A 24,620-nucleotide genomic window follows, 5' to 3' on the forward strand; every position below is an offset into this window, starting at 1 on the left:
CATGCTCAAGCGCCCCAACACGCTAAAAAACTCCGAGCAAGAACTGCGTATTTTTCGTGTTAGAGCGCTACTCGCGGTGTTAGTAGTTTTTACGCTTGCAGGCTTGCTAACGAGTCGCTTGGTTTATTTGCAGATCGTCCAGCATGATATGTACAGCACGCGCTCCGAAAACAACCGGGTTCGCGTCGAGCCGCTGCCGCCGAACCGCGGTTTGATCTATGACCGTAACGGGGTGCTGCTGGCTGAAAACCGTCCCACCTACAACCTCACGCTGGTTCGCGAGCGTGTCGATAACCTAGATGAAACCCTAGCACTATTGGTCGACCTGCTTGAACTGCCTGAAGAGGAGATCGAGGCGTTCAATGTGCGTTCACGCCAACGCCAGCGTCCTTTCCAGCCAGCCCTCCTTACCAGTGACTTAAGCGAAGCACAAATTGCCCGTTTGGCGGTTAATCGTCATCGTCTGCCTGGAGTCGAAATAGAGGCTCAGCCGCTGCGCTACTATCCCGATGCCGAAATCATGGCACACACACTGGGCTACGTTGGGCGGATTAACGCCGAAGAGATGGAAACCCTGGACGCGGGTCGCTACGCAGGGACTCATTTTATCGGTAAGACGGGGGTTGAGCGTTTTTACGAAGAGGAGCTGCACGGTCAGGCAGGCTTGCGCAAAGTTGAGACAAACGCTCGCGGGCGAGTCTTGCGGGAGCTTGGGCGAACCGATCCGGTGCCTGGTAAGAACCTAACCCTAACCCTGGATAAGTCGCTGCAAACACTGGCTTACGAATTGCTGGATGGTCGTCGTGGCTCCATTGTGGCTATCGTGCCGGGCACTGGTGAGATCCTCGCCATGGTATCGACACCGGGTTTTGACAGTAACCAGTTTGTCACCGGTATTGATGTTGCGTCTTATCGCGCTTTGCAGCAAGACCTTGATCTCCCTCTGTTTAACCGCGCGACTCGCGGTCACTATCCTCCCGGCTCTACGATTAAGCCCTTTCTAGCGCTCGCGGGTTTGGTGGAAGGGGTAATCACTCCAGACAGCACCATAAACGACCCTGGTTACTACCAATTGCCTAATGATTCCCGACGCTATCGCAACTGGCTGCGTTGGGGGCACGGGCGGGTCGATTTAGAACGAGCTTTAGCGGTATCTAATAACACCTATTTTTATACCCTTGCGCACGATTTAGGCATTGATGACTTACATGATCAAATGAGTAATTTTGGCTTTGGCCGGCGTGTAGCCCATGACGTTCAGGGAGAGAGTGGTGCTTTGATGCCTTCGCGAGATTGGAAGCGTGGCCGCTTTAACCAGCCCTGGTATCCCGGGGAAACCCTCTCGGTGGGGATTGGACAAGGCTATTGGCAGGTAACACCTCTCCAGCTAGCCAGTGCTACGGCAACGCTGGCCAATCGGGGCCATTGGGTGAAACCAAGGCTGGCCCGACAGATTGGTGATACCCCTGTGCCGCGTGATCTGCCGGATACGTTAGATGATATTGTGCTCGCCAATGATAGCTGGTGGGATCGTGTATTCAGCGGCATGGAAAAGGTGGTTAGTGGCACGGAAGGCACTGCCCGGCGAACCGGTGTGGGCCTTGAGTACCGCATGGGCGGCAAATCAGGCACCGCACAAGTATTTTCGCTGGGGCAGGATCAGCGCTACAACGCCGATGAGCTGGCCGAACGACTGCGCGACCACGCTCTGTTTGTGGCCTTTGCGCCGTTGGATGACCCCCAGATTGCCGTCTCGGTTATTGTTGAGAATGCCGGTGGTGGCAGTACCCACGCAGCGCATCTGGCCCGTGCAATGACCGATGCCTGGTTACTTGAGGATGAGGCCCCCGACGTAGAGGAAGTGCGTGAAGTGTTGGAAGAAGATGATGCCAATGTGGAGGGAAACTAAGCCATGCCTTGGCATTATATAGCCCGTTCGATGCGTGGCCATCCTGTTCGCCCGCCTGAGAGTGGTATCGCCCGGCGGAAAAGTATCTGGGAGCGAATCCATCTCGACCCTTGGCTGCTAGGTTTGCTATTGCTGCTGATGGGGAGCGGTTTAATCGTTCTTTACAGCGCTTCCGGACAATCTATTGATGCAGTGATTGGCCAAGGCGTGCGTTTTCTTATCGCGCTGGTAGGCATGGTAATTATTGCCCAGTTCTCGCCCTCAACCTTTTTGCGCTTTGCTCCATTGGCCTATTGTGTTGGCGTAGCCATGCTGATTGCCGTTGATGTAGTGGGTGATGTGGGCATGGGGGCGAAGCGCTGGCTAGTGATTCCTGGTGTGATACGTTTTCAGCCATCGGAAATGATGAAGTTAGCTGCCCCGTTAATGGTTGCTGCCTATCTAAATCGCTGCGAACTACCGCCCCGCCTGCGCGATATTGTCGTGTGTGGGGTCATTATTGGCGTGCCTGTGGTACTAACCGCGATCCAACCCGATTTGGGTACTTCGCTGCTGGTATCTAGCGCGGCCCTGATTGTCGTGCTACTGGCGGGCTTGTCGTGGCGTTTGATTGGATTTATTACCGCGCTGGGGGCTGCCGCAGTGCCGCTGCTCTGGATGAATATGCATAACTACCAGCGTCAGCGGGTATTGACGTTTCTCAACCCTGAAAGCGATCCGTTGGGGGCAGGCTGGAATATTATTCAGTCGACCACGGCCATAGGTAGTGGCGGGCTATGGGGCAAGGGGTGGCTGCAGGGTACCCAGTCCCAACTAGAGTTTTTACCTGAGCGACACACCGATTTCATCATTGCCGTCCTGGGCGAGGAGTTTGGTTTGGTGGGTATGCTTGTGCTGCTGTTCCTATATCTATTGATTGTCAGCCGAGGTTTGTGGATGGCTAGCTCCGCGCAGGATACCTTTGGGCGTTTGGTGGCAGGCAGTATCATTTTAACTTTTTTTATCTACGTGTTCGTCAATATGGGCATGGTGAGTGGCATTTTGCCCGTGGTGGGGGTGCCGCTGCCATTGGTTAGTTATGGCGGCACCTCTAGCGTGACCTTGTTAGCGGGTTTCGGTATTCTCATGTCGATACATGCGCATCGTCGGTTACTGTCGCGCTAGCGACGCTGTCTGCTTTAGACGCTAATGTTGCTCGGTAATGGATAATTCAGGATTGAATAGCTCAGGAGTGGAGAGCCAATGAACAAGGTTCAAGGGAAGACGAGCAGCTATGTGTTGGCCGCGCTGATGTGCTGGGTGACCCCCATGGCGTTTGCTGATCAGCCTTCACCGCAGGCTCAGTTTGAGACTCCTCACCACTTTGCTCCCCAGCAAAATGCTGACAGCCAAGCGCTGGTGGAAGAGCTGGTCGAGCAAGGGTTGCCGCAAGACTGGTTGGCAGAAGCACTGGGTCAGGCGAGCTATACCCAAAGCGTATTAGATGCCATGGAAGGAGCTGCTGAGCGGCGTCTGAAGTGGTACGAATATCGTGCTATTTTTCTGACCCAGCAGCGCATTGAAGAGGGCGTGGAGTTCATCGATGCTCATGCCGACGCCTTGGCGCGCGCGGAAAGCACCTATGGTGTGCCCGCTGAAATCATTACCGCTATTGTTGGCGTTGAAACTTACTATGGTCGCCATAAAGGCCAGCATCGCGTGCTGGATTCGCTAGCCACACTGGCGTTTCATCATCCGGCAAGGGGGGCTTTTTTTCGCGGTGAGCTAGCGGCCTTTTTACGTATTGCCTACGAACAGCAGGTCGACCCTACCGAGTTGCGCGGTTCCTATGCCGGTGCGATGGGTTACCCGCAGTTTATTCCCACCAGTTATCAAGCCTATGCCGTGGATTTTGATGGCGATGGACGACGTGATCTTTGGGAGAACCCGGTTGATGCGATTGGCAGCGTCGCGAATTACTTTGCCGAGCATAACTGGAAGCCGGGAGCTGATATCTACCACCAGGCCACTGGGCCAGACGTAATGCCCGTAGAGTTACTCCAGGAACTCTCATTTAACCAAACCTCACCTCCTGCGGTGAGCATTGCTCAGTTGGCCACTCATGGGATTGAGCCCAGCGAGCCACTTGATGATAATTTGCCAGTGGTGCCGTTGGCGCTTGAGTTCGCCAATGGAGAGACCCGTTACCGGTTTGGCGAGTATAATTTTTACGTGATTACCCGCTACAACCATAGTCACCTCTATGCCATGGCCGTAGCCGAGTTGGCAGAAGCGATTGCTGAGCTGCACGAGGATGAGGGATGAAGAGCAAATTGAGGATTAGCCAGCGGGCGGTTGGCGCGATTGCCTTACTGGCGCTGGTCAGCGGCTGTGCCAGCAATGACACTCAGCGGGTAGATGCCTCCGGTTCCGCGAATCAAGCGGCGGCTCCGGCTTCAACGGCGGCCAACACTAGTGGTGGCCGCTATGCCATGAGTGGTGATGCCTATCCGCTCGAGCCGCCGGATGTTACCAAGGTGCCTGATGCAGAGCCCCGCATCGAGCAGCCTTCCAGAGCGGGCAACCGCTCTAGCTATGAAGTGTGGGGGAAAACCTATCAAGTGCTGCCTGATGCAACGGGTTATGAGAAACGTGGTACGGCCTCCTGGTATGGCGAAAAATTCCATGGCTACGCGACCTCAAACGGTGAAATCTACGACATGTATAAGATGTCGGCGGCACACCGTTCGCTGCCTCTACCCACCTTTGCGCGAGTCACAAACCTGGATAATGGGCGATCGGTCATTGTCCGAGTGAACGACCGTGGCCCCTTCCACAGTGACCGTGAGATCGATCTCTCCTACGCGGCAGCCGCCCGGCTAGGCTTCCTCGACAATGGTACCGGTTCCGTGAAAGTGGAAGCGATCAACCCTGAGCAGTGGCTAGCCGAGCACGGCAAGGGCGGTGGCGGCGCTTCCCCCCAGCCTCGCGTAGCCGAGGCACAGCGGGTTGCTGCAAATGCTTCTTCTATGCCCGTTCCGCCGGCGGCGTCTGCTGCATCTGCGGCTGATCCTTCACCACAGACACAAACAGCGCAGCCGCCAAACGAAGGGGAAGCTGGCGACGCAGTGTATCTGCAGATCGCGGCACTGGGTAATCCGGAAGGCGCTCAGCAGTTGCAGCAGCGTTTACAAGGTGAGCAGCCCCATGCGGTGCGTATTATGAACGACGCTGACGTTTATCGTGTTCAAGTGGGGCCCATCGCTCCGAGCCAAGAACCTCAAGCGCGAGAAACACTGCGCCAAGCAGGGTTCCCCCAGGTCTTTGTTGTGCGATAATTCACCCCCTGTTTATTTCCGGTGGCGCGCCTTACGCGCCGCCGTTTTTTAAAATAAGCTTTTCAAGTAAGCTTTCAAGTAAGTGAGACTGACGTTATGAACGTGTTTACATCCATTGGTCGCTCTGCACGCCTGTGCCTCTTCGCTGCCATGGCGACGGTTGCTGTGCCTGCCAGTGCCCAGCCAACGCCTCAGCCGGTAATTCCGCAGCCGCAAACCATTATCCCTTCAGCCCCTCAGTTAGCGGCAAGTTCGTGGATTCTGATGGATGCTAACAGTGGCCGTATCTTGGCCGAGCATAACTCCGATGAGCGTCTGCCACCGGCAAGTTTAACCAAGCTGATGACCGCCTATTTGGTAGAGCGTGAGCTCAATCGTGGCACCATTAAGCTCACTGATATGGTTAATATTAGCGAGAATGCCTGGCGCACCGGCGGCTCGAAAATGTTTATTGAGGTGGGTGATCAGGTTTCGGTGGATGATTTACTCCACGGTATCATCATTGTGTCGGGCAACGATGCCAGTGTCGCCATGGCAGAGCATTTGGCGGGTGGTGAGGTGCCCTTTGCCGATCTGATGAATCAGCATGCCACGCGGTTGGGCATGAATAACACCAACTTCCAGAACGCCACTGGCTTGCCCGCCGACAATCACTACTCAACGGCCCATGACTTGGCGCGTTTATCCCGGCACATTATTAATGATTACCCTGATCACTACGAAATCTACTCCCATCGTACGTTCTCCTATGGCGGTATTGATCAGCCCAACCGCAACCGTTTGCTGTGGCGTGACCCTTCGGTGGATGGCCTGAAAACCGGCTGGACAACGGAGGCGGGGTTCTGTCTGGTGTCTTCAGCTAAGCGTGACGATATGCGCTTGATTTCCGTAGTGATGGGCACCAACTCTGATGAAGCGCGCGCTCAAGAAACCCAAAAGCTACTCAGCTACGGTTTCCGCTTTTTCGAAACCATGAAGCTCTATGAGCGCGGTGCCGTATTGGCAACGCCGCGGGTTTGGGGCGGCGATATCAATGAGCTGCGTGTTGGCGTCGATGAAGAAGTCTTTATGACCCTGCCACGCAACCGCAACGAAGAGCTGCGTGCGCGCCTAAACCTCAATCCAGACCTACAGGCACCGATTGCCATTGGCGACGAGGTTGGTACGCTGGAAGTGCATTTAGGTGATGAAGTGGTCGGTGAGCGCCGCTTAGTGGCGCTGGAAAACATCGAAGAGGGTGGTCTCTTTAAGCGCTTGTTCGATCAGGTGCAGCGCTTCTTTAGTAATCTGATTAGTAATTTTACGGATTGATTATAGACTTACAGCCTGTAGGTTGATGGGTTCTAGCGTATATCTGTGATGAACCCAGTCTTTGTGAAAATCAGTCTTTACGAAATAGGTTTGTTATGAAAAAAGGTGCTCCGGGACTTCGTGATTTGCGCCAACCGGCGGCTCAGGAGCCGCCTAAAATCACTTTCCCATGTGATTACTCGTTAAAAGTCGTCGGCGATGCGGCCGAAGATTTTCCTGCCTGTGTGTGCCAAGTGATTGTGCGCCATGACCCCGACTTCGATGCAACGGCAATGCAGGTGGTCGATAGCCGCAATGGCCGTTTTCAATCGGTACGTGTGGTGATTAGAGCGACCGGAGAGCAGCATATTAAAGAGTTGTTCGACGACCTCAAGGCTACTGGCCGTGTGCATATGGTGGTGTAACCGTGGAAAACGCCGTGCCGATTGAGTTGCACGATTTGGGTCACCAGGCCTACCTGCCAGTGTGGGAAGCTATGCGCACGCTAACCGATACACGGGATGCGCAAACCCCTGATCAGTTCTGGTTGGTCGAGCATGACCCGGTGTTTACCCAAGGACAGGCTGGCAAGCCCGAACACCTGCTGCTGCCCGGCGATATTCCGGTGGTGCACGTTGATCGGGGGGGGCAAGTCACTTATCACGGGCCAGGGCAGGTGGTGCTGTACCCGCTGCTGGATGTACGGCGGGGAAAAATTGGCGTGCGCGATTTAGTCACTGCATTGGAGAATGCCGTAATTGACGTCTTGAGCCACTATGGCGTGAGCGCCCGAGCTCGGCCCGATGCTCCAGGGGTTTATGTGATGACAGAAGCGGGTGAGGCGAAGATTGCCTCACTTGGCCTGCGTATTCGTCGGGGGGCGAGCTTTCACGGCGTGGCGTTGAATGTAGACGGTGACCTGACGCCTTTTTTGCGCATTAACCCCTGCGGCTATGCAGGTATGCCCATGGCGAAGTTGGCTGACCTCGTCTCGTTATCAGGTGATCATCGGGTGGGTGAGCAGCTGGCCGAGGCGCTGGCTAAACGGCTAAACCGCGAATTGGTCAGTGTCGAGAACACGCCACTGTAAAAATTGGGTCACCGTTATTAAAAAAACGGTTCAAAAAACGAGGCTTATAAAGCGGGTCTTAAAACCCGCTCCATACATAGTAGCAAGCCCCGTAGAACGCTTAATTTAAGCCTATCCTACGTTGAGCGCTGGAATAATATTGGGGTTTGCTTCTTGCTCCTGACCGGGAATCGCGGCAGGTGAGGCGAGCCCCAGGTTGTTTTTCTCAAACACGCGATCAGCGCGGTAGCTTGAACGTACCAGCGGGCCAGAGGGCACTTCCATAAAGCCTTTTTCCAGGCCAATCACGCGGTAGCGATCAAACTCTTCAGGCGTTACCCAGCGCTCCACCGACAGGTGATTTTTGGTCGGGCGAAGGTACTGGCCAAGCGTGACAATATCGACGCCGATCTCACGTAAATCATCAAACGTTTGCAAAATCTCTTCGTCGGTTTCACCCAAGCCCAGCATCAGGCTGGTTTTGGTGATGATATCTGGGCGGTAGCGCTTGGCATGAGCAAGGACATCGAGGGTTTTGCGGTAACCTGCCCGCCGGTCACGCACTCGGCCTGTCAGGCGTTCCACGGTCTCCACATTTTGGGCAAATACCTGTAGGCCTGAATCGACGACGCGTTCGATAGCGGCAAGGTCACCATCAAAGTCGGGCGTCAAGGCTTCGACTACCACCTCGGGTGTGCGCGCTTTGATCGCGCGAATGCAGTTGGCGTAGTGGGTTGCGCCGCCATCGTCGAGGTCGTCACGGTCCACTGAAGTCAGTACGATATAACGCAGCCCCATGAGCTCTACAGATTTAGCCGTATTTTCAGGCTCTTCGTGGTCAAGCCAGCCCTGGGGGTTGCCGGTGTCTACTGCGCAGAACCGACAGGCGCGGGTACATACCGAGCCCATCAGCATGATAGTGGCCGTGCCGTTGCTCCAGCACTCGCCCATATTGGGGCAGTGGGATTCAGCGCAAACAGTGCTTAATCGGTGGGTCGCGACGTTTTTCTTGACCGCTTCAAAACGCTCGCCACCTGGAATCTGTGCTCGCAGCCACTTGGGTTTGCGCTCAAGCTCAACAGAAGGGGCCTCTGGCTGCGCTTTACGCTGCTTCATGCCATCCTTGATCACCGACATGCCATGTTCATTACGGTATTTTTCACCGCTGGACACGCGCTGCGAGGGGTTATTGCTCATAGTGACAGAGCCTCTCTTCTGTGCGGTAGGCCGAAGGCGTAAAAAAGGTTTAACCCTGTTCCAAGCCTGCCTATTGATACCTGGTTAATACGAAGTTTGCTCAATATTTTATCGCGCTAATGATGGCTAATGTAACATATCTCGCTGCCAACAAGACACCGTAAGCCATCACTCGCCTTCAGGAGGGAAGTATCGGCAAACAGGCTACCCCATGGCTGGGTAAGGGGCTGGCGGGCGCCTGAAAGTGACGGCGATAGTCGGGTAAGTGTTCACGGATGAAACTCAAAAATAGCTCGGCGACCGGAGTGGGTAAGCGCTCCCGCGTATAGACCGTGCACCAAGAGCGGTGGATGGGAAAGTCGGGCAACCCCAGCTCAAACAGTAACCCCTGCTCAAGCTCCAGCTGCACCGCCAAACGCGGCAGCACGGCAACACCTAAGTGAGCCATGACGCCCCCTTTAATCGCTTCATTGGTACCTAACTCAATACAGTGGGGAAGCGCGACCTGCTGACTGGCCGCCATCTGCTCAAAAGCGTTGCGTACGCCGGAACCGGGTTCGCGCATTAGCACGTAATGGCGCGCAAAGTCTGCTAAGGAGGGTTGCGGCATCGAAAGTAGCGGATGCTCGGGCCAGACGACGGCGATCAGTTCGTTATCAATAATCGGCATCACTACCAAGCGATCGTCTTCAGGCACCATGGCCATGATAACCAAGTCGTCCTGCTGCTCAGCCAATCGATCGAGTGCCTGGCAGCGATTGCATACCTTTAAGCGGACATGTACTTCGGGATAGTGAGCACGGAAGCGGGCAAGTAAATAAGGCACCACATATTGGGCTGAGGAAACCGCTGCGATGTTGAGTTCGCCGCTTATTTTGCCGTTAATATCCGATAGGTTCATTTCCAGCCGTGACAGTTGGCCAAAAATTTCGCGCGCTGAGTGGGCGAGGGTATCGGCGGCGGGAAGCGTGTGAAGCGTTTTACCCGCATAATTAAACAGAGGCTGACCCAGTGCCAACTCAAGCTGCCGTATTTGCGCGCTGACTGCTGGCTGGGTCAGTCCCAGTTGCTCAGCTGCACGAGAGTAGGAGCGCTGCCGATGCACCGCCTGGAAGACCTGGAGTTGCCGAAATGTTAGGCGATTGAGCAGATTGGGGGATGACATAAAAACCTCGTAGTGAGCACCCTTTAACTAATATCAAAATCAGGCTTCATCGCCAGGGCAAAGCATGCTAACACTGAATCTTTTAGACTGCCTAAACAGGACTTCATTAGTCACATAAGGCGTAATTGCCAGGGTTAAAGATCGACGCCGTGCGCATAGTGGCCTAGACTATATTGCATTGCAGCATCATTGCTTTCGGGTCTGATGCCTGTGCATCAACCCAACGGGAGACCCTATGAACTTTCTTGCTAACCCACTCGCCAAGACTATGTTTCCTGCTAACGCTTTCACTAGCGCATGGTTGAAGCAACAAAATGATTCCACAGCCATACCTGGAAGTGAGGCGATCGCTTCATTATTCGATCCTTTCGGGTTTGGGCGTGCAGCCTTTGGTTACTGGCGCGATAGCATGGAGCGCAGCGTTCTCTATCTGGACGTTATGCGCGAACGCGGTAATCAGTACCTCGAGCATATGGAGCAAACCAAGCCCAATGTGTTGGGGTTCGATACCGAAGTGCTGATGGATGGTCGGACGCTGCCGCGGCCAACCAACTACGAACTGTTGCGTGTGTTGCCCCACGAAGGGACAGAAATTGATCTGCAAAAGCGCCCGTTTGTAGTGGTTGACCCACGTGCGGGGCATGGGCCAGGGATTGGAGGGTTTAAGCCGGACAGTGAGTTGGGCGTGGCGCTTAAAGCGGGGCACCCCTGCTACTTTATTGGTTTTTTGCCGTTTCCTGAGCCAGGCCAAACCGTTGAGGATGTGGTCGAGTCGGAGATCGCTTTTTTGCGCCATGTGATTGAGCTGCATCCCGAAACGACTGAAAAACCGATGGTGGTGGGCAATTGCCAGGCGGGCTGGCAGATCATGATGGCGGCTGCCTTGGAGCCTGACGTTTTTGGCCCTATCCTGATTGCTGGCGCGCCACTCTCCTACTGGGCTGGTGAACACGGCAAAGCCCCCATGCGCTATACCGGCGGGATGGCGGGAGGCAGCTGGATTACGGCACTCACCAGTGATATTGGCGACGGCCTGTTTGACGGGGCGTGGCTGGTGCAGAACTTCGAGCGCCTCAACCCGGCTAATACCTACTGGAAAAAGCAGTATCACCTTTACGACAATATCGATACCGAAGCGGGCCGATACCTCGATTTTGAGCGTTGGTGGGGTGGTCACGTCGTATTAGGCGGTGAAGAGATTCAGTATATCGTCGATAATCTATTTGTCGGTAATCGGCTCTCTACCGCGCAGCTGGTCACCCATGATGGCCGCCGAATCGACCTGCGTAATGTGCGTTCGCCGGTGGTTGTGTTCTGTTCGCGTGGGGATGACATTACTCCGCCGCCTCAAGCATTGGGGTGGATTCGTGATTTATATGCAAACACCGATGACATCATTGCCAATGAGCAAACCATCGTCTATTGCCAGCATGATACGACCGGCCATCTAGGTATATTTGTTTCGGGCAGCGTATCGCGCAAAGAGCATACCGAATTCACCGCCAATATGGATTACATCGACGTACTGCCGCCTGGGCTGTACGAAACCTCCATATCTCCGGCAGAGAAGGGTGAAGACGCTGAGCTGTTCGAGCGGGATTATCTGCTCGAATTTATGCCGCGTAACTTTGAAGAGTTAGACCAGGCAGTAATGCACAAGCCGGAGGATGATCGTCGTTTTGCCACCGTGGCGCGGATCTCAGAAATCAATTTGGGGATGTATCGGCTCTTTTTGCAGCCGTGGCTAAAAGCCATCATGACACCGGAGGCTGCCCGCTTGATCCGTCGTATGCACCCTATCCGTTTGGGCTACAAACTGCTTTCTGATCGTAATCCACTTTCGGTGCCGCTACCGGTAATGGCGGAAGCAGTGCGCAAAAATCGTCACCCAGTATCAAAAGATAATCTGTTCAAAACGCTTGAAACCATGGGGTCTGATCAACTGGTCGCCAGCCTCAATGCGATGCGCGATTTGCGGGATAGCAGCACCGAAAAAATGTTTATGGATATCTACGGCCAGCCGCTATTGCAGGCTGCTGTCGGTCTGTATGGCGATGCCCATGTACACCGCCGCCGTCCAGGGGCAGAGCCCGAGCACCGTCGCTTTATTGAGCAGCGTCAGGAAGAGCTGCGAGAGAAAATTGCTAAGGGCAGTGCCCATGAAGCGGTTATGCGCTCGCTTATCTATGTGCTCGGTGGCGCCCCAGCTACAGATGAGCGTAACTTTAAGCGGCTACGCGCCTCCCGTGCGGAGCTTGAGCCTGGTATCGAACTGAGTGATTTTAAAAACTTGGTGCGCGAGCAGTTCTTTATCTTGAAGCTGGATCGTGAGCAGGCGTTGAATTCGCTGCCTACTTTGCTAGCAGGTAGCAGCAACGATGATGTCGATGGCTATATTAGCCACCTTGAGCATGTCTTTGCCGCCAGCGGCGATCTTTCAGAGCATGCTGCTGAGCGCTTTGCTCAAATTAAAGTGTTGTTTGATAAGGCGAGACCCCGCAAATCGGTAGCGAATAAGCCAGCTGCGAGCAAGCCGACGGCCAGCAAAGCGGCTTCGACAACTAAGCCTGCCGCTAAGCCCAAAGCTGCTACTGCTAAGCTGGCCGAAACGCAAACGACTTCGTCTGCGCCAGTGGCCAAGGAGCAGCCCGTGGTGAATGAGGAGTCTGTGGTTAAGGAGTCATCGTCTAAATCTGCTGCGACTAGCGAGTCGGCCAGTGAGCCGGCGGCTAAACCCACCAGCACTACCAGACATAAAAAGACGCCGCCTAAACGCTAAATCAGTACATTAGCTCATTGCGCCCCCGCCTATTTGGTGGGGGCGCTTTGTTTGCCTTATTACCTTTTGGGTTGCTGTAATGTCGGTGGCAGTCTAGTGTCTAGCTACTATTTGTCTGAAATATAACCCTGGTTGTCTAAAGTCTATGGATTCTCCCTACGGCTTGGTTGCCACTGGCGCTTAGCTAAGGGCTGGGGTAGGGTAGGCGCATTTTTTCATCCGTATCTTTTTTAACGGGCAGTTTCAGCCCGTCGATACGGCACCGAATTCAGAGCACGCGCTAGACAGTCCGTGCATTAGGAAAGTGGAGCACTATGGGCAAGTCACTGGTCATCGTCGAGTCGCCAGCGAAAGCGAAGACGATTAACAAATATCTCGGCAACGATTTCATCGTGAAGTCGAGCGTGGGCCACATTCGTGACCTGCCGACCAGCGGCTCAGGTAAGGCAGCCTCCGACCCCAAGGAGCGCGCGCGCCAGGCCGCAGCGACACGCAAGATGTCGGCGGAAGAGAAAGTAGAATATAAAAAACGTAAAAGCCAAGATCAGCTGATTCGGCGGATGGGGATTGACCCCAACAACGGCTGGGAAGCCCGCTATGAGGTGCTGCCCGGAAAAGAGAAAGTCGTTGCCGAGCTAAAGAAGCTGGCTGAGAAGGCTGACGCTGTCTACCTCGCAACGGATTTGGATCGCGAAGGGGAAGCCATTGCTTGGCACCTGCGCGAAACCATCGGTGGCGATGACAGCCGCTACAAGCGCGTGGTGTTCAACGAAATCACCAAAAACGCGATTCAAGACGCTTTCAAGGCGCCTGGCGCGCTCAATATCCCCCGGGTAGAGGCGCAGCAGGCAAGGCGTTTCCTGGATCGCGTTGTGGGCTTTATGCTTTCGCCTCTACTGTGGGCGAAAGTAGCGCGCGGGCTGTCGGCTGGCCGCGTACAGTCAGTCGCGGTACGTCTAATTGTTGAGCGCGAGCGCGAAATCCGTGCCTTTATTCCTGAAGAGTTTTGGGATGTGCACGCGGATTTGGCCTCTCCTGAGGGTGAACTGGTGCGTTTTGCCCTGGTTCGTCAGGATGGCAAGGCCTTTAAGCCTACCTCCGAAAAAGACACTCTGGCGCGTATTGAGCAGCTTAGAAAAGCCAAGCTGGCGATTACCTCACGGGAAGACAAACCCACCAGTTCAAAGCCCACGGCACCCTTTATTACCTCTACGCTGCAGCAAGCGGCGAGTGGCCGGTTAGGTTTTTCTGTGAAGAAAACCATGACCATGGCTCAGCGCCTCTATGAGGCGGGTTACATCACCTATATGCGTACCGACTCCACCAACTTATCGAAAGATGCGGTTGAGGGTGTGCGTAGCTATATCGGTGAAGAGTTCGGCGAACGCTACCTGCCAGAAGCACCTAATCGTTATAGCAGCAAAGAGAGTGCTCAAGAGGCCCATGAGGCGATTCGCCCTTCCAGTGTCGAGCGTAAGGCTTCCGATCTGGCCGGAATGGAGCGGGATGCCGAGCGTCTCTACGAGCTGATCTGGCGTCAATTTGTGGCCTGCCAAATGACCCCTGCAGAGTACCTTTCAAGCACGCTGAGTGTTGAAGTCGATGGCTACGAGCTACGTGCCAAAGGACGTGTACTGAAGTTTGATGGTTATACCCGGGTGATGAAGCCTAGTGGTAAAAATGAAGATCAGAGCTTACCGGACTTGCCAAAAGGTACGCCTATGGCACTGGAAGCGCTCGATCCTCAGCAGCACTTTACCAAGCCAGCACCACGCTACACCGAAGCAAGCCTGGTCAAAGAGCTTGAAAAGCAGGGCATTGGCCGACCGTCAACCTACGCTTCAATCATCTCAACGATCCAGGATCGCGGCTATGTGAAGCTGGAAAACCGTCGTTTCTATGCCGAAAAGCTGGGCGATATCGTCACCGAGCGGTTGAAAGAGTCCTTCCCTGATTTGATGGACTTCTCGTTCACTGCCCGCATGGAAGATAGTCTGGATGAGGTCGCTGAAGGCGAACGCAACTGGCAGGCGCTGCTGGATGCCTTCTACGAAGAATTCCGTGAAGAGCTGGCCAAGGCTGAGAGCGAAGATGGCATGCGCCCCAATCAGCCGGTGCCAACGGATATCGACTGCCCAAGCTGTGGTCGTCATATGCAAATTCGTACCGCTTCCACCGGGGTTTTCCTGGGTTGTAGTGGCTACAATTTGCCGCCCAAAGAGCGTTGTAAAACCACCATTGACCTGATTCCTGGTGAAGAGGCGGTGGCCGAAGACGCGGGAGAAGAGGCCGAAACCAATGCGCTGCGTGCCAAGCGTCGCTGCCCCAAGTGTGGCACGGCGATGGACAACTACCTAATCGATGAAACGCGTAAGCTGCACATCTGTGGTAACAGCCCCGATTGTGACGGCTACGAAGTTGAAGGCGGCAAATTCAAGATCAAAGGCTACGACGGCCCGATCATCGAGTGCGATAAGTGCGGCTCTGAGATGCAGTTGAAGTCAGGCCGCTTTGGCAAGTATTTTGGCTGTACCAATAGCGAATGTAAAAACACCCGTAAGCTATTGAAAAGCGGCGAAGTGGCGCCGCCAAAAATGGACCCGATCCCGATGCCGGAACTGGCTTGCCAAAAAGTTGACGACCATTACGTGCTGCGTGATGGCGCAAGCGGGCTGTTTTTGGCTGCCAGCAAGTTCCCTAAAAATCGTGAAACACGGCCGCCGCTGGTGAAAGAGTTGAAAGCGCACGCCGATGAGCTGCCCGAAAAGTATCACTTCATTCTTAAAGCGCCGAGTGAAGATCCGGATGGTCGCCCGGCGCAAATCCGCTACTCGCGGAAGAGCAAAGAGCAGTACGTGATGACCGACGAGGAGGGCAAGGCCACAGGCTGGAAAGCCATGTTTGATGCCGGTAAATGGCACGTGGAGGACAAACGCAAGTGAATGCACGGTCACGAACCAACCAGCTGCTCTATCAGGCGGAGCTATTAGTCACCTTGCCCGCGGGAAGTGATGAGCATGCTTCTGCGCGGCAGATGGCGTTGGAAGAGAGTGCGCTGGCGCTTTTTGAGCTGGCGCTTGAGTCGTTACTGCGCGAAGTTACTGAACACGCTCGGCTGTCGGAGCATCGCTGGACTGTATTGCTGGCCCAGGATGGCCCTGCCTTGGCCGAGCTGCAACGTCTGCGCGACTTGAAAGCCCAGCCGGAAAGCTGGTTGAACTGGTTGGAGGGGCAACTTGAGCGCCTACATAGTGACGAAGGTGCTGCGCGGCGCGAAACTCACAACCCCGCTATGATTGCCGTGAGTAATCAGGCCGGTTTGCGCCAGCAGTTACTGGATAATCTTCAGGCGGCCAAGCGTGAAATAGGCGCGCTGCGCGAAACCAGCCTGGAGTGGTAGTGTTTATTGTTATGCATCGCTCAAGTCGTTAAGAAAGGAGATCATGATGCGCTATAACCAGGTGAAAGATTTAATCGAATGGGCGGCGGGTTTTCATGCCCGGATGGCGCGACAGTATAGCGAAGCCGCTGAGGATGCTGAGAATCAGCGCTTAGAGATGGCGTTTAATTACTTGGCCAGCCGTGAGCTAAAAATGAAAACGGGGCTTGAAGATCTCTTCCACGATGGCTCTGACCATTCAGAAGTGCTGGAGTTATGGTTCGATGATTCCAGCGATTTCCCCCAGCCGCCTGAGTTGGATCGCTTGTCGGAACAAACCATCACCGGCTCGCTAGAGGATGCGATGAGAACTGCCACATCGTCGCATCAGCGCCTTCAAGCGCTCTACGAGCATCGCGCGGCACGAGCGAAAATTGAGCCTGAAGAGGAGTTTTTCAATGCCCTGGCTCAAGGACATAATTCCGAGATACGCAATATAATGGCGAGTATGGAAGAGTTTCAGGGCGTTTGATGGGGTCTCTACTAGTGGATTATCGGTTACTGCTCTTCGGGGCGTCAGTCGTGTACATGACGAAATTGCTAACGGCGAATGTGGGAATAGGGTATAACAGCCACCAGATGCGCCGAGTCGGTCAATCGCGGGCTAACTTGTTTCGAGAGCTGTCATGTTTTTAGTTAATCGCCGTCGATTTTTAGCCATGGTGTTGAGCTTGCCAGCCGTGGCCAGTGCTGCTGTTACTGCGCCCAGTCAGGATACCGCCACCGATCTCGTAGAAACGATACTGAGTCGCGCTCATGTGCCGCGTCATAGCAACGAACTGTGGGTGCTGGTAGACGACAAAGAGGCCACCCTTAGCGTGTTTCGGGGTAACGCGCTGCTGGAGCGGTTTGCGCCCATATCACTTGGCCGTGCTGGGGCTAAAACCCAACGGGTTCGCGGCGATAATGTGACTCCCATGGGGGAGTTTCATGTCAACCGTTTTAATTACGAAAGCCAGTGGCGTACCTTCATAGGCATTGATTACCCAACCCCAGCGCACGCTAGAATGGCGCTGGAAAAAGGGATTTATTCCCAAGCTGATTATGATGACTACTTCGACTACTATCGACGTTACGGTCGCCCCCCGCAAGATACCGCACTGGGTGGGGCGATTGGAATTCATGGCCTGGGTAGCGCAGACCCCGATATTCATGGGCGCTATCACTGGACTCAGGGGTGTGTTGCCGTTACCAACGATCAAATCGATCGCCTGGCAGCGCTAGTGGGTGTTGGCACTCGGGTAGTGATCCGTTAAGCTAACGCCGTTGATGGAAGTTCGAGGTTTTAAACAAGTGGCTATAGACAACCGCTGTGGTCTATTATAAAACAGCGTTTGACTTGCGTGCTTTGCAGCACAAGTCACTGAAAAGAACCTGCACCGCAGGTAGACAAATTTAAGCTAAGAACTTATTCTAATTTAAGTGACTAGCCTTACCTTTGTCATACCCTTAACGTAGTACCCAAGGACGACTCAAGGAGAACATTATGACTCTGAAAACTACTCTGAAGATGACTGCTGCTGCCGCTTCTCTGGCAATTCTTGCTGGTTGTGCTTCTACCAGCGCGCTGGAAGAAGTTCGCATGACTGCAGAATCTGCACAGGCTGACGCTGCAGAAGCACGCAGCATGGCTTCACAAGCTATGAACACTGCAAACCAAGCCCAGCGCGACGCGCAGGCTGCTCTGCAGATGTCTGAGCAGAACCGTGAAGAAATGAACCGTATGTTCCAGCGTTCCATGCAGAAGTAATTCTGCTTGGGCTGCTGAGGGAGTCGTCTGACTCTCTCAGCAGCTGCTGGAAGAAAGCTGTAGTTAGTTAATATGCCGTAGTAAGGCGCTGTACGTTAAAGCGTCAGACCAGTAGGTTTTGATACTAGCTACGCAAAAACCCCGCCTTGGCGGGGTTTTTTGTTGCTAGGTGTTCGGTTAAGCGTCTTTATCGTCGTCAGTGGCGGCGCTGAGCTTAAGCTCGTCAATCAGCTCAACAGGCTCTGGTTCTGGCTCGGGAGCCTGAGGGCCATATAGCGCGATAAATTGGCCGTCAGGAGCTTCTACGGCGCGCTGAATCTGATCCGCGTCTATTTCAACGTCACTGCCAGTTAGCTCAGTGACGCGTTCAAGGGCATTAAGCAGTGGCTCAAAGCCTTCCGCGTTCTCTTCCAGCTGTGGGAAAGATTGCACAAACAGCGTGCCATCGGCTGCAAAGCCCGCTTTGAACGGTGCATCCATCAGGTTGACCTGAGTACCGCTAGGCAAACGCTCGTAGAGCGATTTGATATCTTCCGGGTACATGCGGATACAGCCACGGCTAACGCGCATACCGACGCCATCAGGGCGGTTGGTACCGTGAATGAGATAGCTCGGCATGGCCAGCAGAATTGCGTGCTCGCCCAAGGGGTTGTTAGGGCCGGGCGGTACCACGGAAGGCGCTGGTTCGCCGCGTTCGGCTGCTTCGCGACGCATAGATGCCGGTGGAGCCCAGGCGGGGTCTTTAACCTTAACCGTGGTGCGGGTGATGCCTACGGGGGTAGCGAACTCTTCACGCCCCACGCTAACCGGGTAGGTTTCGACGATGCCGGGTTTGTCGGCAGGGTAGTAGTAGAGACGTAGCTCAGAAAGGTTAATGACAACGCCTTCCCGCGGCGCAGGCGGAAGAATGTATTGGGCGGGGATCACCACTTCGGTACCTACGCCAGGTACCCAGAGGCTGACACCCGGGTTGGCCATGCGAATCTCTTCATAGCCAATGTTGTGGCGTCGGGCGATATCGATCAGCGTCTGCTTGGGGTCTTCGACAACGACGGTGTAGCGCTCACCAATGACATCGCCTTCTTCGGGTAGGCGGAAGTGACCACGGGGTAGCTCATCCTGATCAGCAACCTGAGCGGCGCTATCGACGGCGTCTATGCTGATTTCCTGTGCTTGCGCCTGTGGCGATTCTTCTGAGCTGTCTTGAGTCTGCTGCTCTTGCGCCTGTGTTGGGCTGTCGGCTTGCTCGTTAGCTGGTTGCGCAAAAGCGGGGCTCACCAGGCTAGCGGCGAGTAGCACGGCCAAGCTGGTAGGGCCCCAAAGGGTAAAGGTATCGCGAATGTTCATGATCGTTCCTAATGTGTTAATTCACTGCTGATGCGCGTTGCTGGGCCACTGGGATCAATAAACGGCTGTTGATCAACTGGGCCATGGCTACTGGCAAGTTTGCCCCAAGCTTCACGCCGCCGCTACTTTTTGGTTAAGGGTGCTAAGTAGGTTTTCAAGTTGCTGGAAGCGCTTGTCGACACTTTCCATTGGTAATTCAAACCGTAAGGTGTCAGAGCCATCTAAACGATAGTGCTTTGGTGACGTCTGAATGAGGGTCACCAGGGTTAAGGGATCCACCTGGGTGCTGCTATCAAACAGTACTCTACCGCGGCTCTCGCCAGCCTCGATTTTGCTGATTCCCAGTTGCTCGGCACGGTGGCGCAGCTTGGTCTGGCGAATCAGGTTTTTCACCGGGTTGGGCAGCAAGCCAAAGCGGTCGATCAGCTCAACCTGTAGCTCTTTAAGTTCGCTATCGCTCTGGGTGTTGGCAATCCGCTTGTACATCACCAGGCGCTGCTGAACATCGTGAATATAATCACTTGGAATCAGCGCAGGCAGGTTGAGGTTGATTTCCACGCCGGTATTGAAGGGCGCATCGATATTGGGCGTTTTACCCGCGCGAATGGCCTTCACCGCTCGATCCAGCATCTCCATATAGAGGGTGTAGCCGATGGTTTCCATCTGGCCGCTCTGTTCATCCCCCAGCAGTTCACCCGCGCCACGGATTTCCATATCGTGGCTGGCCAGGGTAAAGCCAGCGCCTAGATCATCCGAAGCGCTAATTGCTTCCAGACGCTTGATAGCATCACGGGTCATCGCTTTGGGCGGTGGCGTTAATAGGTAGGCGTACGCCTGATGGTGACTACGGCCGACCCGGCCCCGCAGTTGGTGTAGCTGTGCCAAGCCAAATTTATCAGCACGTTCGATAATAATGGTGTTGGCGCTGGGTACATCAATGCCGGTTTCAATGATGGTCGAACACACCAGCACGTTAAAGCGCCGGTGGTAGAAGTCCGACATAATGCGTTCCAGGCTGCGCTCGGGAAGCTGGCCGTGGGCAACCGCTACCCGCGCTTCGGGGATTAGTTCACGAATCTGTTCGGCACTGTTTTCAATGGTTTTGACTTCGTTATGCAGTACATAGACCTGCCCACCACGCAGTATTTCACGTAGCAGGGCTTCCTTGATGATACTGGTGTCGTGCTGCTGAACAAAGGTTTTAACCGACAGACGGCGGGCGGGCGGCGTAGCGATAATCGACAGATCACGGATGCCGCTCATGGCCATATTGAGCGTGCGCGGAATAGGGGTCGCGGTCAGCGTCAAAATATCGACTTCGGCACGCAGCGTTTTGAGCTTCTCTTTTTGCGCCACCCCGAAGCGGTGCTCCTCATCGATGATCAGCAGGCCCATTTTGGGCAGCTCAACGCTTTTGGCGAGCAGTTTATGGGTGCCGATGACGATATCCGTTTGGCCGCTTTTAATGCTCTCTAGTGTCTGGGTGACCTCTTTGCCGCTGGTAAAGCGCGAGATCAGGCCAATATTGACGGCGGTGTCAGCAAAGCGGTCGCGGAAGTTCTCGAAGTGCTGGCGCGCCAACAACGTAGTGGGCACCAATACCACCACTTGGCGGCCAGACTGTACGGCCAAAAATGCCGCGCGCATGGCCACTTCGGTTTTGCCGAAGCCGACATCGCCGCACACCACGCGATCCATGGGCTGCGGGGAGGTCATATCGCTGATGACCGCTTCAATCGCCGCGTGCTGGTCAGCGGTCTCTTCAAATGGGAAGTTACCCGCAAAACGCAGATACTCCTCGCCTGGCGCCTCATAGACCACCCCTTGCTGGGCTTCCCGGCGGGCGTAGACATCCAGCAGCTCTGCAGCGGTATCGCGAATTTTTTCGGCGGCTTTGCGGCGGGCTTTTTCCCACTGGTCCGAACCGAGCTTATGCAGCGGGGCCAGTTCGTCACCGGCCCCGCTGTAACGGGAGATCATATGCAGGCTGTCGACAGGCACATAAAGCTTGGCACCATCGGCGTAGGAGAGCGCCAGGAACTCATTTGCCTGGCCACCGGCCTCTAAGGTTTCCAGCCCTAAATAGCGGCCCACGCCGTGGGCCTGGTGAACCACTGGCGCACCTTCGCGCAGCTCCGACAAGTGGCGTACTGCAAGCTCATTGTCATCCGTGGCTTTTTCGCGCCGACGGCTCTGACGTACCACGTCACCAAACAGCTCGGTTTCACTAATTACCGCAATACTTGGATTATTTAGCCATAAGCCGCTGTCGACCAAACCTTCCGTAATTGCATAGGTATGATCGCTAGCGAGAAAGTCGTGGAAGCTATCGGTATGCGGAAGCGAGAGCTGAAGTGGCGACAGGATCTCTTCCAGGGCTTCCCGGCGACCCCGCGACTCCGCCACAAACAGCACCCGGGTTTGGGCATGGGAGTGCAAAAATGCTGACAGCTCCGCCAATGGCTGCTTGGCGCGGGCATTAATAGAGAGTGTGGGAAGCGGTGCGGCTTCAGGCTGTTGCGCATGGCGCTGCTCGCTATCCTCGGTTAACTCTATTCGCGGGCAGGCTTTGATTGCCGAGAATACATCGTTGACCGGGAAAAACGCTCGGTGCGGTGGCAGCAGCGGGCGGGTTGGGTCAACGCCCAAGTTTACGTAGCGAGCGTCGATCGACTGCCAGTGCTGCTCGGCGGCAGCAAAAACTCCCGGCAGCAGTGCGACTCGTGTATCGTCGGTCAGGTGGTCAAACAGCGATGCGGTGTGTTCAAAAAACAGTGGTAAATAGTGCTCAAGCCCCGGTGAAGGAATGCCTTTCAACGCATCGTTATAAAGAGGGCATTGCCGCGGATCAACGTCGAACAGGGTTTCAAACTGCTCACGAAAACAGGCAATCGCGCTGCGGCTTAGCGAGTACTCGTGGGCGGGTAGCAATTCTAGCGATTCAAGCTTATCAGTCGAGCGCTGGCTGCCAGGGTCGAAGTGGCGCAGCGAATCGATCTCGTCGTCGAACAGGTCAATACGGATCGGCTCATCCATACCCATCGCAAACAGGTCAATCAGCGCACCTCGCATGGCGTATTCGCCGGGCTCATAGACTGTTTCGACAGCGCGATAGCCCGCTCGGGAGAGCGATTCCCGAAACGCTTCGCGATTCAAGCGCTCGCCAGTTTTGAGTGTCATGACCCGCCCGGCAATGTACTCAACCGGGGGCAAGCGCTGCATCAACGTGTTGATCGGCACCAGCACAATGCCGCGCACGCCATCTTGCAGTTGGCGCAGGGTACGCAGTCTCGCCGAGACAATATCCTGATGGGGTGAAAAGCTGTCGTAGGGCAGCGTTTCCCAGTCGGGGAAGGGCAGTACCGGTACGTCGCTATAAAAATAGAGATCTTGTTCAAGACGCTGCGCGCTGGCCGTATTGGGAGTGATCACCAATAGCGGAGCTTTCGCAGCAACGCGGGAGAGTGCCAGCGCAGTCGCGCTACCCGGCGGCGATGTCCAGTAGAGCGTATCGCGAGTCCCTTGGGGCTGGGGCGGTTCGAGCAGAGAGAATGTCGGCATAAGCAAGATATCGTTTTGCGCTGAAACGGAAGGGAGATCATACACGATCACCCGTTTCAGTTAGAGTGCCGCGGCTTAAGGTAGCGGGTTAATCTGTACTGAAAGAGGTTTTGTAGTGAGATTGGCATTTCTGTAATACCCCTACATGTTGTGCGACTATCCAGTCATTGCGACCGCTGCGCTTGCCCCGGATAATACACTCTCCGTTCCCACTACCTGATGAGGCCGCACGTGAGTCAGCAAGCGCTCGAAAACGTTTTTCAAGAATGGCAAGGCAACGAAGCCTTGGCGGAGCAGATGATCCCGTTAGTAGGGCAGCTCTATCGTCAGAATAACGTCGTTGCCACCATGTTCGGGCGTTCACTTATTAAACGGTCGGTCATCCGCATTCTTAAAGACCACCGCTTCGTGCGTAAAATAGAAGGGACTGAGCTCTCCGTTGAGGATACCTACTCTATCGTGAAGGGGATGGTCGCCTTGAACCTTGGCCCCGCCCATGTGGATGTAGGTAAGCTGGCGGTGATGTTCAAGAACCGAGGCGGTGGCGATGTCGAAGCCTTCCTGCGTAAAGAGCTGCAAGAGATTATTGATGGCTACCAGCCGGGGGCTAGCACCGGTGAGCCGCAAGACGTGGTGCTCTACGGTTTTGGTCGTATTGGTCGTTTACTGGCACGAGTGATGATAGAGAAGGCCGGGGGCGGTAATCTGCTGCGTTTGCGCGCTATTGTGGTGCGTGGCCGTGGCGATGTGGCTAAAGACCTTGAGAAGCGCGCCAGCCTGCTGCGTCGTGACTCAGTACATGGGCCTTTTGACGGCACCATCATGGTCGATGCAGAGGCCCGCACGCTGACGGTCAACGGCAATGTTATTCAGGTTATTTACGCCGATTCGCCCAGTGAGATTGACTATACCGAGTATGATATCGATAACGCGGTGATTGTTGATAATACCGGTATCTGGCGCGATGAAGAGGGCTTGGGCCAGCACCTGAAGTGTAAAGGCGCTGCCAAAGCGCTGCTAACGGCACCGGGTAAAGGCGATATTAAAAACATCGTTTACGGTATTAACCATGAATCCATTGGCGACAGCGATCTCATCGTCTCTGCTGCCTCTTGCACTACCAATGCGATCGTTCCGGTATTGAAGGTACTCAACGACGAGTACGGTGTGGTGAATGGGCATGTGGAAACCGTGCATGCCTATACCAACGACCAGAACTTGATCGACAACTACCATAAAGGTGACCGTCGTGGCCGTAGTGCGGCGCTGAATATGGTATTGACCGAGACAGGGGCAGCCAAGGCCGTATCGAAAGCGCTACCTGAGCTAGAGGGTAAGCTGACCGGCAACGCCATTCGTGTGCCAATCCCAAATGTCTCTATGGCCATTCTCAATCTGACCCTGGATAAAGCGACAGATGCCGTAGCGCTAAATGACTACTTGCGCCGTATGTCGATCGAGTCTGCCTACCAGAAGCAAATTGACTTTGTCGATTCAGCAGAAGTGGTGTCGTCAGACTTTGTGGGCAATCGTCATGCCGGTATCGTGGATGCTAAAGCTACCATCGCCAACGGCCATCATGCGGTCATTTATGTGTGGTATGACAATGAGTTTGGTTATAGCTGCCAGGTTGTACGTATTTTGCAGCAAATGTCTAACGTACGGTTTTTAAAACTTCCTCGCTAGTTAAACTTAGCAAAGCCCGCATGCCGTGTGTTAGAGCTAAGAGAATGCGTTGACGCCACCTTCGGGTGGCGTTTTTTTGGTCTCAATCTCATCTTTTGCCAATGTATATAG

The 24,620-nt window shown here is 54.7% G+C and carries 18 protein-coding genes; 14 read left to right on the top strand and 4 right to left on the bottom strand.

Features of this window, described 5'->3' with window-relative positions; genetic code table 11:
* The first annotated feature begins 1 nt into the window (after window position 1).
* The 7 genes from mrdA (at window position 2) to lipB (ending at window position 7,606) form a co-directional block, all read left to right on the top strand.
* Window positions 2–1,909 carry a penicillin-binding protein 2 gene (gene mrdA / locus K7H09_RS15420; protein ID WP_022523157.1) on the top strand — a complete coding sequence of 636 codons (1,908 nt, stop codon included), beginning with the start codon at window positions 2–4 and terminating at the stop codon, window positions 1,907–1,909.
* Between the two features lie 3 nt (window positions 1,910–1,912).
* The gene (rodA, locus tag K7H09_RS15425; RefSeq protein WP_041158541.1) at window positions 1,913–3,073 is read left to right on the top strand and encodes a rod shape-determining protein RodA; all 1,161 of its coding nucleotides are present in this window, start codon (window positions 1,913–1,915) and stop codon (window positions 3,071–3,073) included.
* A 78-nt stretch (window positions 3,074–3,151) separates the two neighbouring features.
* On the top strand, window positions 3,152–4,213 hold the full coding sequence (mltB, locus tag K7H09_RS15430) for a lytic murein transglycosylase B (RefSeq protein ID WP_230805111.1): 1,062 nt from the start codon (window positions 3,152–3,154) through the stop codon (window positions 4,211–4,213).
* The gene (locus tag K7H09_RS15435; RefSeq protein WP_230805112.1) at window positions 4,210–5,226 is read left to right on the top strand and encodes a septal ring lytic transglycosylase RlpA family protein; all 1,017 of its coding nucleotides are present in this window, start codon (window positions 4,210–4,212) and stop codon (window positions 5,224–5,226) included. The genes mltB and K7H09_RS15435 overlap by 4 nt, the downstream gene beginning before the upstream one ends.
* Window positions 5,227–5,322: 96 nt before the next feature.
* On the top strand, window positions 5,323–6,537 hold the full coding sequence (locus K7H09_RS15440) for a D-alanyl-D-alanine carboxypeptidase family protein (protein WP_027957539.1): 1,215 nt from the start codon (window positions 5,323–5,325) through the stop codon (window positions 6,535–6,537).
* 95 nt (window positions 6,538–6,632) lie between these two features.
* The gene (locus tag K7H09_RS15445; protein WP_022523161.1) at window positions 6,633–6,941 is read left to right on the top strand and encodes an HP0495 family protein; all 309 of its coding nucleotides are present in this window, start codon (window positions 6,633–6,635) and stop codon (window positions 6,939–6,941) included.
* Between the two features lie 2 nt (window positions 6,942–6,943).
* The gene (lipB, locus tag K7H09_RS15450) at window positions 6,944–7,606 is read left to right on the top strand and encodes a lipoyl(octanoyl) transferase LipB (protein ID WP_009286994.1); all 663 of its coding nucleotides are present in this window, start codon (window positions 6,944–6,946) and stop codon (window positions 7,604–7,606) included.
* A gap of 111 nt (window positions 7,607–7,717) precedes the next feature.
* Here lipB and lipA read toward each other — a convergent pair whose 3' ends face one another.
* A complete protein-coding gene (gene lipA / locus K7H09_RS15455; RefSeq protein WP_022523163.1) occupies window positions 7,718–8,782 on the bottom strand; it encodes a lipoyl synthase in 1,065 nt (354 codons plus the stop codon).
* A 178-nt stretch (window positions 8,783–8,960) separates the two neighbouring features.
* A complete protein-coding gene (locus tag K7H09_RS15460) occupies window positions 8,961–9,947 on the bottom strand; it encodes a LysR family transcriptional regulator (RefSeq protein WP_027957536.1) in 987 nt (328 codons plus the stop codon).
* Between the two features lie 235 nt (window positions 9,948–10,182).
* Between K7H09_RS15460 and K7H09_RS15465 the strand changes: the two genes are divergently transcribed.
* The 6 genes from K7H09_RS15465 to K7H09_RS15490 all read left to right on the top strand — a co-directional run bounded on the left by K7H09_RS15465 (window position 10,183) and on the right by K7H09_RS15490 (window position 17,915).
* Window positions 10,183–12,726: a DUF3141 domain-containing protein gene (locus K7H09_RS15465; protein WP_230805113.1), complete on the top strand. Its 2,544-nt coding sequence runs from the start codon at window positions 10,183–10,185 to the stop codon at window positions 12,724–12,726.
* Between the two features lie 314 nt (window positions 12,727–13,040).
* Complete coding sequence (gene topA / locus K7H09_RS15470; RefSeq protein ID WP_009286991.1) at window positions 13,041–15,668, top strand: type I DNA topoisomerase; 2,628 nt, start codon at window positions 13,041–13,043, stop codon at window positions 15,666–15,668.
* Complete coding sequence (locus K7H09_RS15475; protein WP_230805114.1) at window positions 15,665–16,126, top strand: DUF6586 family protein; 462 nt, start codon at window positions 15,665–15,667, stop codon at window positions 16,124–16,126. Before topA ends, K7H09_RS15475 begins: the two co-directional genes overlap by 4 nt.
* 46 nt (window positions 16,127–16,172) lie before the next feature.
* Window positions 16,173–16,637 (top strand): 2-hydroxyacyl-CoA dehydratase, encoded by a 465-nt coding sequence (locus K7H09_RS15480; RefSeq protein ID WP_230805115.1) that lies wholly within the window; start codon window positions 16,173–16,175, stop codon window positions 16,635–16,637.
* A gap of 154 nt (window positions 16,638–16,791) precedes the next feature.
* Window positions 16,792–17,421, top strand: coding sequence for a L,D-transpeptidase family protein (locus K7H09_RS15485; RefSeq protein ID WP_027957534.1), 630 nt, complete (start codon window positions 16,792–16,794; stop codon window positions 17,419–17,421).
* A 230-nt stretch (window positions 17,422–17,651) separates the two neighbouring features.
* Window positions 17,652–17,915 (top strand): Lpp/OprI family alanine-zipper lipoprotein, encoded by a 264-nt coding sequence (locus tag K7H09_RS15490; protein ID WP_022523170.1) that lies wholly within the window; start codon window positions 17,652–17,654, stop codon window positions 17,913–17,915.
* 177 nt (window positions 17,916–18,092) lie between these two features.
* Here the strand turns inward: K7H09_RS15490 and K7H09_RS15495 are convergent, their stop codons facing one another.
* Entirely contained in the window at window positions 18,093–19,262 is a 1,170-nt protein-coding gene (locus tag K7H09_RS15495; RefSeq protein ID WP_230805117.1) for a L,D-transpeptidase family protein, read from the bottom strand.
* A gap of 111 nt (window positions 19,263–19,373) precedes the next feature.
* Window positions 19,374–22,823: a transcription-repair coupling factor gene (gene mfd, locus K7H09_RS15500; protein ID WP_022523172.1), complete on the bottom strand. Its 3,450-nt coding sequence runs from the start codon at window positions 22,821–22,823 to the stop codon at window positions 19,374–19,376.
* 231 nt (window positions 22,824–23,054) lie between these two features.
* On the opposite strand from mfd, the gene K7H09_RS15505 reads away from it, so the two are divergent.
* A complete protein-coding gene (locus tag K7H09_RS15505; RefSeq protein ID WP_190373118.1) occupies window positions 23,055–24,509 on the top strand; it encodes a glyceraldehyde-3-phosphate dehydrogenase in 1,455 nt (484 codons plus the stop codon).
* Window positions 24,510–24,620 lie beyond the last annotated feature (111 nt).

It is taken from the genome of Halomonas sp. IOP_14 (genome assembly GCF_021021315.1).
GTDB classification, from domain to species: domain Bacteria; phylum Pseudomonadota; class Gammaproteobacteria; order Pseudomonadales; family Halomonadaceae; genus Vreelandella; species Vreelandella titanicae.

Excerpts from the sequence above, each read along its gene's own strand:
- mrdA (WP_022523157.1), top strand. The coding sequence starts at position 2 with ATGCTCAAGCGCCCCAACACGCTAAAAAACTCCGAGCAAGAACTGCGT.
- rodA (WP_041158541.1), top strand. The coding sequence starts at position 1,913 with ATGCCTTGGCATTATATAGCCCGTTCGATGCGTGGCCATCCTGTTCGC.
- mltB (WP_230805111.1), top strand. The coding sequence starts at position 3,152 with ATGAACAAGGTTCAAGGGAAGACGAGCAGCTATGTGTTGGCCGCGCTG.
- K7H09_RS15435 (WP_230805112.1), top strand. The coding sequence starts at position 4,210 with ATGAAGAGCAAATTGAGGATTAGCCAGCGGGCGGTTGGCGCGATTGCC.
- K7H09_RS15440 (WP_027957539.1), top strand. The coding sequence starts at position 5,323 with ATGAACGTGTTTACATCCATTGGTCGCTCTGCACGCCTGTGCCTCTTC.
- K7H09_RS15445 (WP_022523161.1), top strand. The coding sequence starts at position 6,633 with ATGAAAAAAGGTGCTCCGGGACTTCGTGATTTGCGCCAACCGGCGGCT.
- lipA (WP_022523163.1), bottom strand. The coding sequence starts at position 8,782 with ATGAGCAATAACCCCTCGCAGCGCGTGTCCAGCGGTGAAAAATACCGT.
- K7H09_RS15460 (WP_027957536.1), bottom strand. The coding sequence starts at position 9,947 with ATGTCATCCCCCAATCTGCTCAATCGCCTAACATTTCGGCAACTCCAG.
- K7H09_RS15465 (WP_230805113.1), top strand. The coding sequence starts at position 10,183 with ATGAACTTTCTTGCTAACCCACTCGCCAAGACTATGTTTCCTGCTAAC.
- topA (WP_009286991.1), top strand. The coding sequence starts at position 13,041 with ATGGGCAAGTCACTGGTCATCGTCGAGTCGCCAGCGAAAGCGAAGACG.
- K7H09_RS15480 (WP_230805115.1), top strand. The coding sequence starts at position 16,173 with ATGCGCTATAACCAGGTGAAAGATTTAATCGAATGGGCGGCGGGTTTT.
- K7H09_RS15485 (WP_027957534.1), top strand. The coding sequence starts at position 16,792 with ATGTTTTTAGTTAATCGCCGTCGATTTTTAGCCATGGTGTTGAGCTTG.
- K7H09_RS15490 (WP_022523170.1), top strand. The coding sequence starts at position 17,652 with ATGACTCTGAAAACTACTCTGAAGATGACTGCTGCTGCCGCTTCTCTG.
- K7H09_RS15495 (WP_230805117.1), bottom strand. The coding sequence starts at position 19,262 with ATGAACATTCGCGATACCTTTACCCTTTGGGGCCCTACCAGCTTGGCC.
- mfd (WP_022523172.1), bottom strand. The coding sequence starts at position 22,823 with ATGCCGACATTCTCTCTGCTCGAACCGCCCCAGCCCCAAGGGACTCGC.